Source organism: Saccharothrix variisporea, assembly GCF_003634995.1.
Lineage (GTDB): Bacteria > Actinomycetota > Actinomycetes > Mycobacteriales > Pseudonocardiaceae > Actinosynnema > Actinosynnema variisporeum.
In genome coordinates, this window is the sequence record NZ_RBXR01000001.1 from 4,991,402 (window position 1) to 5,004,433 (window position 13,032).

Genomic DNA, 13,032 nt, shown 5'->3' on the forward strand with positions numbered 1-13,032 from the left:
CTGTGTGTGGAGATCCTGTGCCTAAGAAGCGCAGGTTTGGGTCGAAGCGCGGCGGACCATCGTCGGGGCCTTCGCGACCTCGTCGGCGACTTCCTGCGCGGTCAGCACGAAGCCGGTTTCCTGGTCGTCCACGGCCGCGCCGAACACCACGCCCATCACCCGGCCCTGCGGGTCCACCAGGGGACCGCCGGAGTTGCCGCTGCGGACCTTCGCCCGGACCGTGTAGACGTCCCGGGTGACGGTGGTGGCGTCGTAGATGTCCGGACCGCGCAGCATCTTGATCCGCTCCCGGACCCGCGCCTCGGACGCCGTGTACGGGCCGTCCAGCGGGTAGCCGAGCACGATCCCGTCCTCGCCCTGCTTGATCTCGTCGGTGCGGAACTGCAGCGGCGCGGCCTCCAGGTCCGGCACGGCCAGGATCGCGATGTCGGTCTGGGCGTCGTAGTGCACGACGGTCGCGTCGAACTGCCCGCGACCGACCTCGACCGTCACCTCGGTGGTGCCGGCGACCACGTGCGCGTTCGTCATCACCCGCTCGGGTGCGATCACGAACCCGGTGCCCTCCAGCGCCCGTGAGCACGACGGCGCACGACCGCGCACCTTCAACACCGACGGGCGAAGCCGCTGCACGACCGGGTTGGCCGCCAGCGCCGGGTCCGGGGGTCCGACGTCGGCCAGCGGGGTCCGGTTGAACGGGTCCATCGCCGCCGGGAAGCCGGACACGTCGAACAGGTTGCGCAGGTCCTCCGACAGCGTCCGCGCCGCCTGCGGCATGGTGTCGTTGACCGTCGACAGGATCACCGACTGGTTGAGCGCCTTCGCCAGCGACGGCAGCCCGGCGACCATGGTCAGCGGCAGCGCGATCATCCACGCCACCACGAACACCACCGCGCCCTGCACGATCGCGCCCAGGGCGTTGTCGGCGCCGCGCAGCGGGCTGGAGTTGACCCGGGCCTTGATCATCCGGCCCACGTACACGCCGAGCGTCTCGCCCAGCGCGACCAGCAGCACGACGATGCCGACCGCGAAGACGACCTTGGTGACGACGTTGTCGAACTGCGCCACCACCAGCGGGGCCAGCTGCGTGCCCAGGACCAGGCCGACCAGGACGCCGACGAACGCGGGCAGCGCGACGACCATGCCCTGCCGGGCGCCCGAGACCGCCGCGAAGGCGGCCAGCGCCAGCACCAGCAGGTCAACCCAGTTCACGCCGCCCAACCCTCCGTCACGTAGCGCGCAACGCTAGCTCAAGGTCGCGCACATCGGTGGTATCCCACGGCCTTTCCCAGCCGCCCAGCGCGAGCAGGCCGTTGAGCAGGCCCGCCGTGAAACCCCACACCAACATGCCCGGCGCGGAGAACGCCGGACCGACGAACCCGGACGAGTGGGTGACCCGGAACCGGTTGGCCGGGTCGGCGAGGTGCGCGATCGGCACCCGCGCCACGGCCGCGGTCTCCGCCGGGTCCACCGGGGCGACCGGCGACGGCTCGGCCCAGTGCGCCAGGACCGGGGTCACCACGAACCCGGACACCGGCACGTACAGCTTCGGCAGGGTCGCGACCGGCCGCACGCCCTCGCGCAGCACGCCGGTCTCCTCGAACGCCTCGCGCAGCGCCGTGTCCACCGGTCCGTCGTCGGTCGGGTCGGCCGCGCCGCCCGGGAAGGCCACCTGGCCGGGGTGCGAGCCGAGGGTGTCGGCGCGGCGCAGCAGCAGCACGTCGGGCCCGTTCGGACCGTCGCCGAACAGCATCAGCACGGCGGCCTCGCGGCCCGTGCCCTCCGGCGGCGGGGAGATCCGGGTGAACGCCCGGTGGTCGATCTCGGCGGTGGCCTTGACCAACCCGCTCATCCACTCCGGCACGTCCTCCGGCGACACCAGGGCGGTCATCCGACCACCTCGCGCACCTGCTCGACGCTCGTCAGCACCGGGTAGCGGGTCACCTCGGCGACCGACCCGTCCGCGCCCACCACGAAGCTCTTCGGCAGCTGCGGCGCGGCGGCGAACGCCTTGCGCACGGTGTCGGCCTCGTCGAACACCGCGGGCAGGTGCACCCCCAGCTTGGTCAGCAGCTCCAGCCCGTCCCCCTCCTTGCTCTGCACCTGCACGATCAGCACCGGGACCGCGCCGGGCTCCCGCGCGTACGCGTCCAGCACCCGCAGCTCCTCTTGACAGGGAACGCACCAGGTGGCCCAGAAGTTCACCAGCGCCTTGCCGGGCAGGGCCGCGGCCACGTCCAGCGGCTGCCCGTCACCCAGGCAGGTGGCCGTCACACCGCGCAGCACCGCCGGTCCGCCGGCACCGCGCGGGCACGCGTCCAACGCGGCCTTCGCCCGCGCCGGCCCCAGGTCCTTGGCGGCGGCCGTCCGGGGCGGCGCGGTCGGCTCGTCCTCGCGCGGCCACAGCGCCACCACGGCGGCGACCGCCAGGACCAGGACGACGACCGCCCACCGCGCTGCCCGGCTCACGCCAACTTCTCCCCCGACCGCACCCGCTCGGCCAGTGCGATCAGGTGCGGCGCTTCCTCGCCCTTGACCAGCTTCTCGGCCTTCACGGGATCGACCTGGCCGATGCCGAACGAGGGGCACTGGGGTGCCAGGAAGCACGCGCCGCACGCGGGCGTCCGGGCGTGGCAGACGCGGCGGCCGTGGAAGATCGTGCGGTGCGACAGGAGGGTCCAGTCGCGGCGTTCGACGAGCGCGCCCACGGCGTGCTCGACCTTGACCGGGTCCTCCTCCTCGGTCCAGCCCCAGCGGCGGACCAGGCGGCCGAAGTGGGTGTCCACGGTGATCCCGGGCACGCCGAACGCGTCGCCCAGCACCACGTTGGCGGTCTTGCGGCCGACGCCGGGCAGCGTGACCAGGTCGGTGAGCTTGCCGGGCACCTCGCCGCCGAACCGCTCGACCAGCGCGGAGCCGAGGCCGATCAGCGAGGTCGCCTTGTTCCGGTAGAAGCCGGTGGGCCGGATGTACTCCTCCAGCTCGGTCCGGTCGGCGGAGGCGTAGTCGGCGGCCTTGCGGTAGCGCTGGAACAGGGCGGGTGTGACCTGGTTCACGCGGACGTCGGTGGTCTGCGCGGACAGGACGACGGCGACCAGCAGCTCGAGGGGGTTGGTGAAGTCCAGCTCGCAGTGGGCGTCGGGGTACCCGATCTCCAGCAGCCGGACCATCTTGCGCGCCCGCCGGGTGAGGCCGAGCGGGGTCTCGGGTTTCTTCGCCGTGCTGCGCGCCGCCATGCGAGAAAGGCTACTGCGTCTCATAGTGGAGCCGGTTGGTCCGACGAAACCTTGGGTAGCCGAAGAGCAGAACGCACGAGGGACGCAACCGGCGGGGCCGGGCGCACGTCCACCACTTACAACGACGAGCTCGACACGCCGTAGTGACCCCCTCGCACGCGCGTCCTGGGGGATGCGCAAGGATCGGAGCCATCATGACTGCCTGGTTCGTCATCGCCGTTCCGATCGTGATCATGTTCTTCGCGCTCTTCATGGAGCGCGTGGAAGCTCGTCTCCGCCACGTCGCCGTCCAGGAGGACGAGGTCGAGGAGTTCCTGGAGTCGGCGCGCCCCGACGAGGTCAGGGCGCTCTACGGGCACGGCATCGGCCGCGCGCTGGAGCTGTTCCGGCTGCGGCGGCTGGGTGGTCGTGCCAGGAACCTGCGTCAGCGGCGCACCCGCCGCTAGCGGGGCAAGGACCGGCGAGGCCCGCGGGGCACCACCCAGCGGGCCTTATCGGGCTGTCCGGGGCTGGTCGACCGGCGCGCCGGGAGGCGATCCACGACACAGCCCTTAGACTGCACTCAGTGATCGACGGCAGGCGCCGATCCGCCAGAAGGCGGAACGCACTCGACCGTCGCGTCGACAGGAGGGACGAGGTGGACGAGACCCTGGCCCGCGCGGGCATCTTCCAAGGGGTTGAACCGGCGGCAGCGGAGGCACTGGCGCAGACGCTGGAGTCCGTTGAATTCCCGCGTGGCCATGTGATCTTCGCGGAAGGCGAGCCGGGTGACCGGCTCTACATCATCCAGTCCGGCAAGGTGAAGATCGGCCGCAAGTCGCCCGACGGCCGGGAGAACCTGTTGGGGATCTTCGGACCCTCCGACATGTTCGGCGAGTTGTCGATCTTCGACCCGGGCCCCCGCACGTCCACCGCGACGACGGTGACCGAGGTGCGCGCGGTGAGCATGGACCGCCCCGCGCTGCGGCAGTGGATCACCAACCGGCCGGAGATCGCCGAGCAGCTGCTGCGCGCCCTGGCGCGCCGCCTGCGGCGGACGAACTCCATGCTGGCGGACCTGATCTTCACCGACGTGCCCGGCCGGGTGGCCAAGGCGCTGCTCCAGCTGGCGCAGCGGTTCGGCAGCCAGGAGGCGGGCCTGCTGCGGGTCACGCACGACCTGACGCAGGAGGAGATCGCCCAGTTCGTGGGCGCGTCCCGCGAGACGGTGAACAAGGCCCTGGCCGACTTCGCCCACCGCGGGTGGCTGCGCCTGGAGGGCAAGAGCGTGCTGATCCTGGACCCGGAGCGCCTGGCCCGCCGTGCGCGGTAGGTGCTGCTAGCGCGTCCCGGACGCCCCTGCGCGGGATCCACCGGCGAGGTGGGTCCCGCGTCGGCTTGACGGCTCGAAGAACGCGACAAGACCGGGCGCCGCCCCCGACGCGGCGCACCGGTCTTGTCGTGTGCGCGGCCCATCCCCCGACAGACCACGCCTCTCCACACATCCGGTACCGCAGGCCCCGACCCTCAGGCACCGGAAGGAGGTCTGGTTACCCCCGCTGACCTGTGGGGAAACCGGTCGGCGGGCTCGAACTCCACCATCGCACGGCAGTCCCCCCGCAACTCAAGCGGATTCACCCTCAAGGACCCGCTGTTCAGCGGTTCCGTTGCATGGTTTCACCCGGTCATCCCATTGTTGTGACCGAATCGCAACCTTCCGGCCCGCGGTGACGGACCTAACCGGTAAAAAGCTGGTACGGGCGTACCAAAGACTGCATACTGGTACACATGTCCCACTCTGCCCGTCTCTCCGACTACCGCACCGCCCTGACCACCCCCGGCATGCGCGGCCCCGTGGTCGCGTCGCTGCTCGCCCGGCTGCCCATCGCCATGGTCGGCCTGTCGCTGCTGCTCTACGTGCAGCGCACGACGGGCTCGTTCGCGGCGGCCGGCCTGGTGTCCGCCGCGTCCCTGGTCGGTGTCGCGGTCGGGTCGATCGTGCAGGGCAGGCTGATGGACCGCCTCGGGCCGACGCGTCCGCTGGTGACCGCCGTGGGCCTGTTCGCGGTGTTCGTGACCCTCGCCGTGACGGCCGTCGAGGTCGGTGCGCCGCTGCCGCTGCTGGTGCCGCTGGCCTTCGCGGTCGGGTTCACCGAGCCGATGGTGGGCTCGGCGTCGCGGGCGCTGTGGTCGCACATGCTGCCGCCGGGGTCCGCGCGGCTCGCCGGGTACGCCTACGAGGCGATCAGCATGGAGGTGTTCTTCATCCTCGGACCGGGTCTGTCCGGTCTGCTGGTCGCGGCCCCGTGGGCGGGCACCGGTGTGGTCGTCGGCGCGGCGTCGATGGTCGTGGGCGCGCTGTGGTTCGCCTTGAACCCGACCGTGCGCGGGGTCCGGCCCGCGCCGGCGCGCCGCAGCCTGCTGGGCGCGTTGGCCTCGCCGGGCATGCGGACGGTCGCGCTGGCCGCGCTCGGGTTCGGTGTGACCATCGGGTTCATCGAGGTCGCCGTGCCCGCCGCCGCGGCGAACGCCGGTCACGTGGGCTTGGGCGGTGTGCTGCTGAGCCTGTGGTCGGTCAGCTCGGTGCTGTTCGGCGTCGTGTACGCGATGCGGCCGTTCCCGCGCGCCATGCACCTGCGGCTGCCGGTGCTGCTGGGCGGGTTCGCGCTGCTGTCGCTGCTGCTGTCGGTGCCGACGACCCTGATCGGGCTGGGCGCGGCGCTGCTGGTCGTGGGCACCCTGATCACGCCGCAGGCCACCACCCACTCGGCGGCGATCGAGCAGGTCGCGCCGGTGGGGACGGCCACCGAGGCGTTCGGCTGGGTCGTGACGGCGGTGACCGTGGGGCTGGCGATCGGCCAGTCGCTGAGCGGCCAGCTCGTGGAGTCGCACGGCACCGGCACGGCCTTCGTGGCGGCGGCCGGCGCGGGGCTGTTGATCGCGGCCCTGGTGTGGGCGTTCCGCGGCACGGTGGCGGCCGGTGCACCGCTGCCCACGCAGGACGAACTGGAGCTCGTCTCCCGCTGAAGCGGCGGGGGCGCCCGATTCCTCCGCCGGCGGTGGCCCGGAATTGTCGGTGGTCGCGGTTACGGTCCTCGGCATGGACCTGACCGCGACCACCGCCGACCTGGCCGCCGCCGCCACCGAGGTGGCCCGCCTGCTGCCCACCCGCGTCCTCGACCCCGTGCTGGCGGGGCTGGTGCTGCGTGCCGGCGGCACAGGCGTGGAGCTCGCGGGCAGCGACCGGGAGCGGGCCGTGCGGTTGCACCGGCCCGCGACCACGCACACCGACGGCGAGGTGCTCGTGCCCGCCAAGCCCTTCGCCGATACGCTGCGCAGCCTGGACGACCCGCAGGTCCGGCTGGTCGTCGAAGGCTCGCGGCTGGCGATCCGGACCACCACCGCCCGCTTCGCCCTGCCGCTGCTCGACCTCGACACCCACCCGGGCGTCCCCGGGCTGCCGCCGAAAGCCGGCGAGATCCCGTCCGAGGTGCTGGCAGCCGCGCTCGTCCCGGTCGCCAGCGCCACCTCGAAGGACGACGTCCTCCCGATCTTCACCGGCATCCGCATGACCGGCACCGACCGGCACGTGGAACTGATCGCCACGGACCGCTACCGGATGGCCTACGCGACCGTCCCGTGGACGCCTGAAGGTTCCCTGAACGTCCTCGCCCCGGCCGCCCTGATGGCTGACGTGTCGCGCCTCCCGCAGCACACTGTCGTGACCATCCACGCCGACGAAGATCGCATCGCCCTGTCCTGGCCGGGCGGCAGCGTCAGCACCGCCCTCCTGGCCGCCCCGTTCCCCGACGACCGAGCCCGCACACTGCTGGAGGCAGTCATCGACAGCACCGTGGTTGTGGAGGCGGACGCCCTCGCCGGCGCCGTGAGGAGGGCGACCCCCTACTCCGGCCCGCACGGGTCCGTGACGTTGCACGTGGAGGACTCCGAGCTGCGCGTCCGCGGCAGCGACCCGCAGACCGGGGAGTCCGAGGAGTCGGTCAAGGCCACCACCGAGGGCAACCGGGTGACCAAGACCTTCCAGGCCCGCTACCTGGCCGACGCGCTCAAGGCGTTCAGCGGCCGGCGCGTCGAGCTGCGCATCCAGGACGGCCTGCGCTCCACCGTCCTGACCGCACCGCCCGCCGACGACGGCATCGAGCTGAAGTACCTGGTCGTCCCGCTACGAACAGTCGTGTGACCCCCACTCCCACAACGCGTCCAGCACCCCGCGCAACGCCTGCCCGCGCGGGGTCAGGGCGTAGCTGACCCGCGGCGGCCACCCTGCCACCCGCGACCGCTCCACCACTCCGCACTCGACCAGCTGCGCGAGCCGGTCGGCCAGCACCTTGTCCGACACGGCCAGCGCCCCCGCCAGCTCGCTGTAGGTGCGGGCGCCGCCGAGCAGTTCCCGCACCACCAGCGTCGTCCACCGCCCGCGCAGCGCGTGCAGGGTGACCTCGACCGGGCACTCCGGCGTCGGCCGGTCGACCTCCAGGTAGCTCACCGTTTGGTTGGCCACGGAACGCCTCCCTAGCGTCGGTGCCATGCCCGCGAAGACACCGCACGAACTGCCCGCCCTGTTCGCCCAGCTGTTCAACGAGGGCGACCCGTCGTCCCTCTACGAACCCGGCGCCGAGCCCGAGGTGCTGGAAGGGCACCTCGAGATCGACGCCAGGATGGAGGTCAGCCCGCGCAAGATCCTGGTCAACGGCGACATCGCCCTGCTCGTCGTGGATTGGCGGCTGGGCGAGATCACCGGCACCGCGACCGACGTCGCCCGGCGGGGCCCGGACGGCTGGCGGTACGTGATCGACAACCCGTCAGGCGTCGCGTAGGTACTCCAGCTGCGCCTGCACCGACCGGGGCGTCCCGCGAGGCCGCCGTCGGCTTGTCGCGTCGCCTTTCCCGCCGATCAGCTTTTCCGATCGTCGGGAAACGCGGCGCGACGAGCCGACTTCAGGGCGGCCGAGCCGCGCGACGGAGTCGCGCCATCAAACACCGCGTAGGTACTCCAGCTGCGCCTGCACCGACCACTCCGCGGCCGGCCACAGCGACCGGTCGACGTCCGCGTACACGACCTCGACCACCTGGCGCGCGGTCGGGTCGCCGCCCAACCGCTCCACCGCCGCCCGGACCTGCGCCAACCGCTCCCGCCGGTGCGCCAGGTACGCCCGCGCGACCGCGCCGACGTCGGGCAGCTCGGGGCCGTGACCGGGCAGGACGACCGTCCCGGCGGGCAGGTCGGCGAGGACCTCCAGCGACGCCAGGTAGTCCCGCAGCTTGCCGTCCAGCACGGTCGTGCCGCGCCCCAGGATGGTGTCGCCGGTTAGCACCGCGTCCTCCACCAGCAGCGACAGCGAGTCGTCGGTGTGGCCGGGCGTGGCCAGCACGCGGATCTCCAGCCCGCCGCCGGCCACGACGTCCCCGCCGGCGAGGCCGTCCGTCCCGAGCGACGGGGTGCCCGCCCGCACCGGAGCGTCGACCAGGCGGCCGAACTCCTTCGCACCTTCCGAGTGGTCCGGGTGGCCGTGGGTGAGCAGGACGGCGTCCACCGGCCCGAGGGCGGCCACCCGGTCCAGGTGCGCGCGGTCGAGCGGACCGGGGTCCACCACCACGCACGACCGGGCGCCCGGCGCGCGCAGCACCCACGTGTTCGTGCCTTCGAGGGTCATCACGCCGGGGTTCTCCGCGAGCACCACGGACGCGAACGGCGTGACCTCGCGCAACTGCCCGTACAGCGGCGTCACGGCACGACCACCCGCACCTCGTCGCCGTCCCGCACCAGCTTCGGGATGATCTTCTCCACCTCGCGCGGCGCCGCCAGCACGTCCGCCACCCCCGGGAACTCGGCCAGCTCCGACAACGTCACCCACGTGGGCGGCAGCAGCAGCCGCCGACCCTCCTGCCAATCCTGCAACGCCTCCGCCGGCCGCTGCCAGCCCGCGTCCGAAGCCTCCGACGTGACGTCGTCCGCCTTCTGCCCGTCCGGCAGCACGGCGACGAAGAAGCGCGTGTCGTACCGGCGGGGCTCCTCGGCGGGCGTCACCCAGTTCGCCCACGGCCGCAGCAGGTCGGCGCGCAGCACCAGCCCCTCGCGGGCCAGGAACTCCGCGAACGACACCTCCCGCCGCACCAGCGCCTCCCGGGCGTCGGCGTAGGAGGAGGTGTCGGCGACGACCGTGTCCGGCGACGGCCCGGCCAGCAGCACGCCGGACTCCTCGAACGTCTCCCGCACGGCCGCGCACACCAGTGCCCGCGCGAGCTCCGCGGAACAGGCGAACCGCTGCCCCCACCAGTCCGGGTCGGGTCCCGTCCACGCCACGGACGTGTCCGCGTCGCGCGGGTCGACGCCGCCGCCGGGGAAGACCGTCATCCCGCCCGCGAACGCCATGCCCAGGACCCGGCGCTGGAGGAACACCTCGAACCCGGTGTCGCGCTCGCGGACCAGCACGACGGTCGCGGCGTCGCGCGGGGTCACCGGGACCTCGGGGACGACGTCGGGCACCATGCCCGGCGGCAGGACCAGTTGTTCGGGGAGTTCGCGCACGACCCGAGCCTACGACGAGGATGATCCGCCGTGGACACCGCGAAGAGGGGCTGCCTGCTCAACGTGCTGCTGTTCGTGCTGGGGGCGGTGGTGGGCACCGGCATGACGGCGGTGCTGGTCGTGCTCGCCTTCCTGCCCAGCCGGGACACGACCAGCGCGGACCCCGGCGATCCGGGAGTCTGGGTCAAGGAGGTGGACACCCTGCTCGGCGCGCCGGAGTACGAGGTGTGGCTGGGCGCGTCGGAGGACCACGGGCACGTGGTGGAGATCCCGGCGGGGTGGGGGCACGAGCCGGAGGTGGTGCGGTCGGCGGAGGGCGTCGAGCTGCGGTTCCGCAACGGCGGTCGGATCTTCGTGCCCGTCTCGGCTTACGCAGGCGGCCGATGAAAGCATGGGTGTCGTGGACGAACAGTTGCGCGTTGGACTCGTCGGGGCCGGACCGTGGGCGAAGCTCGTGCACGCGCCCGGACTGGCCGACCACCCCGGGACCCGCCTGACCTCGGTGTGGGCCCGCCGCCCGGAGGCCGCCGCCGAGCTGGCCGAGTCGTACGGCGCGACGGTGGCCGCCGACCCGGACGAGCTGCTGTCCACCGTGGACGCGGTCGCGTTCGCCGTGCCGCCGGAGGTGCAGGCCGAGATCGCGGTCAAGGCCGCCGGGCTGGGCAAGCACCTCGTCCTGGAGAAGCCGATCGCGTCCACTGTGGACGATGCGGAACGGCTGGCCGACGCGGTGGCCGACGCCGGCGTGGCGTCGCTGGTGGTGCTGACCCGGCGGTTCGCGCCGGAGACCGAGGAGCAGCTGGCGCAGCTGCGGCAGACCGGCGGGTGGGTCGGCGGCACGGCCCGGTGGCTGACCGGCGCCCTGCTGGACGGCCCGTTCTCGGGCTCGCCGTGGCGGCACCAGCGCGGTCCGATCGACGACATCGGGCCGCACGCGTTCGACATCCTGGACGCGGCCCTCGGCACGATCACCGAGGTGTTGAGCGCGCACGTGTCCGCGTCGGGCCTGTGGCAGCTGTCCCTGGCCCACGAGGGCGGCGCGACGAGCACCGCGACGCTGACCATGACCGTGCCGCTGTCGCCGCCGGTGGTCGAGGTGAGCGTGTTCGGCGAGCACGGGTACCGGCAGTTCGCCGACCGCGGGACGAGCCCGCAGCAGTGCTACACGAACCTGCTGGACGACTTCGTGGCGATGGTCGACAGCGGCACCACGACCCACCGCTGCGACGTGCGGCGGGGCCTGCACCTGCAACGGATCATCGAGGAAGCCCGCCGCAAAGCCGGCGTGTGACCCCCACCGACGGGCGAGGGGTCACCGGTCCGGCGACCCCCACCACGTCCGTTCTCAGCCCGGGTACTTGCCGTTGTTGGGCTTGGGCACGCCGTTGACGTACTCCGGCCCGCCGCCCGGCCACGACTGCTGCTCCCGCTGCGCCAGCTCCTCGTGCAGCTGCTGCAACAGCGCCCGCTCGCGATCGCTCAACTTGGCGTCCACGGTCGGCGGCAGGTGGACCGACGCCGGTGCGACGCCGTCCGCCAAGGCCGCCTGGAGGGCCGCCAGGTCGTCCGGGTTGAGCTCCGTCGTCTCCTCCGACCGCGACACCGGCGGCTCCTCGACGCGGTTGCGCTTGTCGGCGCGGGAACCGCGGGTGGGGAGCGGGTCCGGGCGGGTGGAGGACCGGGTCGGCAGCTCGGGGCGTGCCTCGGGATCCGGCGCGGGTTCCTCCGCTGCCTGCGGTGCCGGCTCGGCGGGTGCCGGCGGCAGGGGCGTCGCCTGGGCCACGGGGGCCTCGGCGGGCTCCTCGGGCACCACCGGTTCCTCGACCTCGCGCACCGGCAGCCGCTTCACCGGCTTCGGCGGGAACGGCTGCGCGCCCTCGAAGGACTCCGCGCGGGCGCGCCTCGGCTTGGAGCCGGCTTCTGGTTCCGCGGGCACCGGTTCCGGCTCGACCACCGGTGCCCCGTCCCGGACTTCGCCGTCGAACCACGTGGTGCCGGCCGCCGCGGGCGGTGGCACGGGGGTGGCCGACTGGTAGAAGACCTCGCGGGCCGTCGACGTGGCCGCCGCGTGGTACTCGCCCAGCGGCGTCCCCACGGTCAGCACCTCGACCACCGCGCGGATGCCCGCGCGGCGCAGCACGCCGTCCACCCGGTACGCCGTCGCGGGCGCGAACCCGGAGGGGCCGATGTCCACCAGCACGACCCGCTGCGGCAGCGGCCCGGGGGTCGCGCCCGCCGGGCTCGACCGCCACGTCGCCCGCACGGAGCGCACGTCCGGCAGCACCGAGAGGGTCTTGCCGAGCACCTCGGCCAGCCCGTCCGCGGGGTCCGACTCGACGGTGAACCGGTGCCGCGGCACGGGCACCTGCTCGACCGCGAACAGCCGGTCCGCCAGGGCGACGTCCGAGCGGACCTCGCCGAGCAGCCAGCCGATCTCGCGTCTCTCGTCCACGGACACCGGAATCCGGCCGGCCAGCAGGCAGCCGACCACGAGCTCGACCGCGCGGTCGAGCTCGGCGACCGCCAGCAACTCCCGAGCCTGGGTCAGCGCGTCGTCGTCAACGCGTCCGGCCAACGCCAACAGGAGGTCGTGTAAACGGACGGGAAGTCCCACTCCGTCGTTCGTCACGCCTGGTCTCCTTCCGGCCCGCGCGGCAGCGACGGGTCTATACGGGCACGAGGTGCCCGTCGGCCTCGGCGCCGGTGCACACCAGCTCCGATGCCGCCAGAGCCGCCCGGTGGTAGGGCGGCAGGTCCGTTCCGGCGGGCAGGACCTCCACGCAGGGGTCGTGCTCGCCCAGCGCCCGCAGCACCCGTTGGAGCTCGCCCGCCAGGCGGGCGTGCCCGGAGGTGGCCGCGACCAGGATCACCCTCCTGGTCCCGCCCGGACCCCGACGCCACGTGGACCGGACTTCGCCGACCCCGGGGCGCCCGCGCAGGGTCGCGCCGAGCACTACGGTCGCGGAATCACCCATGAGCACCCGTTCGGGTGATTCCGGGGTGAATGTGTAACCGGGATCGGGCTCCTCGTCCAGTCCCTTGACAGAACTGATCGACGAAAGGTCCGCGCCGTGCGGCACCAGGGCCTCGGCCAGCAGGCGCTGCTCGTGGTCGGTCAGCCCGATCCGGTCGTGCAGCAGCGTGCGCGGCAGGGCCCGGGCCAGCACCACGACGGCGTCGGACGCGGCCCAGTCGCGGAACCGCCACAGCACGTCGTCGGGCAGGCGGCCGGCCAGCCGCAGCAACAGCTCGTGGCACGTGTCCGACATC

At 73.2% G+C, this 13,032-nt stretch carries 16 protein-coding genes; 7 read left to right on the plus strand and 9 right to left on the minus strand.

The features are described from left to right. Positions 1-21: 21 nt before the first annotated feature. From DFJ66_RS22335 to nth, 4 genes are read right to left on the minus strand one after another with little or no spacing between them, the layout of a single operon-like run. On the minus strand, positions 22-1,209 hold the full coding sequence (locus tag DFJ66_RS22335) for a MarP family serine protease (RefSeq protein ID WP_121223600.1): 1,188 nt from the start codon (positions 1,207-1,209) through the stop codon (positions 22-24). Between the two features lie 16 nt (positions 1,210-1,225). After that, the gene (locus tag DFJ66_RS22340) at positions 1,226-1,888 is read right to left on the minus strand and encodes an NUDIX hydrolase (RefSeq protein WP_121223601.1); all 663 of its coding nucleotides are present in this window, start codon (positions 1,886-1,888) and stop codon (positions 1,226-1,228) included. Continuing rightward, entirely contained in the window at positions 1,885-2,466 is a 582-nt protein-coding gene (locus DFJ66_RS22345; RefSeq protein WP_121223602.1) for a TlpA family protein disulfide reductase, read from the minus strand. Before DFJ66_RS22345 ends, DFJ66_RS22340 begins: the two co-directional genes overlap by 4 nt. Next, complete coding sequence (gene nth, locus DFJ66_RS22350; RefSeq protein ID WP_211351278.1) at positions 2,463-3,233, minus strand: endonuclease III; 771 nt, start codon at positions 3,231-3,233, stop codon at positions 2,463-2,465. Before nth ends, DFJ66_RS22345 begins: the two co-directional genes overlap by 4 nt. Positions 3,234-3,427: 194 nt before the next feature. Here nth and DFJ66_RS22355 point away from each other — a divergent pair, with 194 nt between their 5' ends. From DFJ66_RS22355 to dnaN, 4 genes are all read left to right on the plus strand, one after another. Continuing rightward, positions 3,428-3,679, plus strand: coding sequence for a hypothetical protein (locus DFJ66_RS22355; RefSeq protein WP_015097743.1), 252 nt, complete (start codon positions 3,428-3,430; stop codon positions 3,677-3,679). Between the two features lie 191 nt (positions 3,680-3,870). After that, complete coding sequence (locus DFJ66_RS22360; RefSeq protein ID WP_015097742.1) at positions 3,871-4,545, plus strand: Crp/Fnr family transcriptional regulator; 675 nt, start codon at positions 3,871-3,873, stop codon at positions 4,543-4,545. A 455-nt stretch (positions 4,546-5,000) separates the two neighbouring features. Then, positions 5,001-6,239: an MFS transporter gene (locus DFJ66_RS22365; RefSeq protein WP_121223603.1), complete on the plus strand. Its 1,239-nt coding sequence runs from the start codon at positions 5,001-5,003 to the stop codon at positions 6,237-6,239. Positions 6,240-6,312: 73 nt separating this feature from the next. Next, entirely contained in the window at positions 6,313-7,413 is a 1,101-nt protein-coding gene (gene dnaN, locus DFJ66_RS22370) for a DNA polymerase III subunit beta (protein WP_121223604.1), read from the plus strand. Here the strand turns inward: dnaN and DFJ66_RS22375 are convergent. Continuing rightward, positions 7,396-7,734 carry a winged helix-turn-helix transcriptional regulator gene (locus tag DFJ66_RS22375; RefSeq protein ID WP_246029859.1) on the minus strand — a complete coding sequence of 113 codons (339 nt, stop codon included), beginning with the start codon at positions 7,732-7,734 and terminating at the stop codon, positions 7,396-7,398. The two genes, dnaN and DFJ66_RS22375, sit on opposite strands and share 18 nt — an antisense overlap. A 25-nt stretch (positions 7,735-7,759) precedes the next feature. Here DFJ66_RS22375 and DFJ66_RS22380 point away from each other — a divergent pair, with 25 nt between their 5' ends. Continuing rightward, entirely contained in the window at positions 7,760-8,050 is a 291-nt protein-coding gene (locus tag DFJ66_RS22380; RefSeq protein WP_121223606.1) for a YybH family protein, read from the plus strand. Positions 8,051-8,206: 156 nt separating this feature from the next. Here DFJ66_RS22380 and DFJ66_RS22385 read toward each other — a convergent pair whose 3' ends face one another. Then, positions 8,207-8,962, minus strand: coding sequence for an MBL fold metallo-hydrolase (locus tag DFJ66_RS22385; RefSeq protein WP_121223607.1), 756 nt, complete (start codon positions 8,960-8,962; stop codon positions 8,207-8,209). After that, positions 8,959-9,723, minus strand: a complete 765-nt coding sequence (locus DFJ66_RS22390) for an NUDIX hydrolase (protein WP_170200185.1) — start codon at positions 9,721-9,723, stop codon at positions 8,959-8,961. Before DFJ66_RS22390 ends, DFJ66_RS22385 begins: the two co-directional genes overlap by 4 nt. A 69-nt stretch (positions 9,724-9,792) precedes the next feature. On the opposite strand from DFJ66_RS22390, the gene DFJ66_RS22395 reads away from it, so the two are divergent. Both DFJ66_RS22395 and DFJ66_RS22400 read left to right on the plus strand, forming a co-directional pair. Continuing rightward, a complete protein-coding gene (locus DFJ66_RS22395; protein WP_121223609.1) occupies positions 9,793-10,149 on the plus strand; it encodes a hypothetical protein in 357 nt (118 codons plus the stop codon). A 4-nt stretch (positions 10,150-10,153) separates the two neighbouring features. Then, positions 10,154-11,053, plus strand: a complete 900-nt coding sequence (locus DFJ66_RS22400; protein ID WP_121223610.1) for a Gfo/Idh/MocA family protein — start codon at positions 10,154-10,156, stop codon at positions 11,051-11,053. A 54-nt stretch (positions 11,054-11,107) separates the two neighbouring features. On the opposite strand, the gene DFJ66_RS22405 is transcribed toward DFJ66_RS22400, so the two are convergent. Both DFJ66_RS22405 and DFJ66_RS22410 read right to left on the minus strand, forming a co-directional pair. Further along, positions 11,108-12,391 (minus strand): hypothetical protein, encoded by a 1,284-nt coding sequence (locus DFJ66_RS22405; RefSeq protein ID WP_211351280.1) that lies wholly within the window; start codon positions 12,389-12,391, stop codon positions 11,108-11,110. A 37-nt stretch (positions 12,392-12,428) separates the two neighbouring features. Beyond that, the gene (locus tag DFJ66_RS22410) at positions 12,429-13,031 is read right to left on the minus strand and encodes a hypothetical protein (protein ID WP_121223611.1); all 603 of its coding nucleotides are present in this window, start codon (positions 13,029-13,031) and stop codon (positions 12,429-12,431) included. Between the last annotated feature and the right edge of the window lies 1 nt (position 13,032).

Excerpts from the sequence above, each read along its gene's own strand:
- DFJ66_RS22340 (WP_121223601.1), bottom strand. The coding sequence starts at position 1,888 with ATGACCGCCCTGGTGTCGCCGGAGGACGTGCCGGAGTGGATGAGCGGG.
- nth (WP_211351278.1), bottom strand. The coding sequence starts at position 3,233 with ATGGCGGCGCGCAGCACGGCGAAGAAACCCGAGACCCCGCTCGGCCTC.
- DFJ66_RS22355 (WP_015097743.1), top strand. The coding sequence starts at position 3,428 with ATGACTGCCTGGTTCGTCATCGCCGTTCCGATCGTGATCATGTTCTTC.
- DFJ66_RS22365 (WP_121223603.1), top strand. The coding sequence starts at position 5,001 with ATGTCCCACTCTGCCCGTCTCTCCGACTACCGCACCGCCCTGACCACC.
- dnaN (WP_121223604.1), top strand. The coding sequence starts at position 6,313 with ATGGACCTGACCGCGACCACCGCCGACCTGGCCGCCGCCGCCACCGAG.
- DFJ66_RS22380 (WP_121223606.1), top strand. The coding sequence starts at position 7,760 with ATGCCCGCGAAGACACCGCACGAACTGCCCGCCCTGTTCGCCCAGCTG.
- DFJ66_RS22390 (WP_170200185.1), bottom strand. The coding sequence starts at position 9,723 with ATGGTGCCCGACGTCGTCCCCGAGGTCCCGGTGACCCCGCGCGACGCC.
- DFJ66_RS22400 (WP_121223610.1), top strand. The coding sequence starts at position 10,154 with ATGGGTGTCGTGGACGAACAGTTGCGCGTTGGACTCGTCGGGGCCGGA.
- DFJ66_RS22410 (WP_121223611.1), bottom strand. The coding sequence starts at position 13,031 with ATGTCGGACACGTGCCACGAGCTGTTGCTGCGGCTGGCCGGCCGCCTG.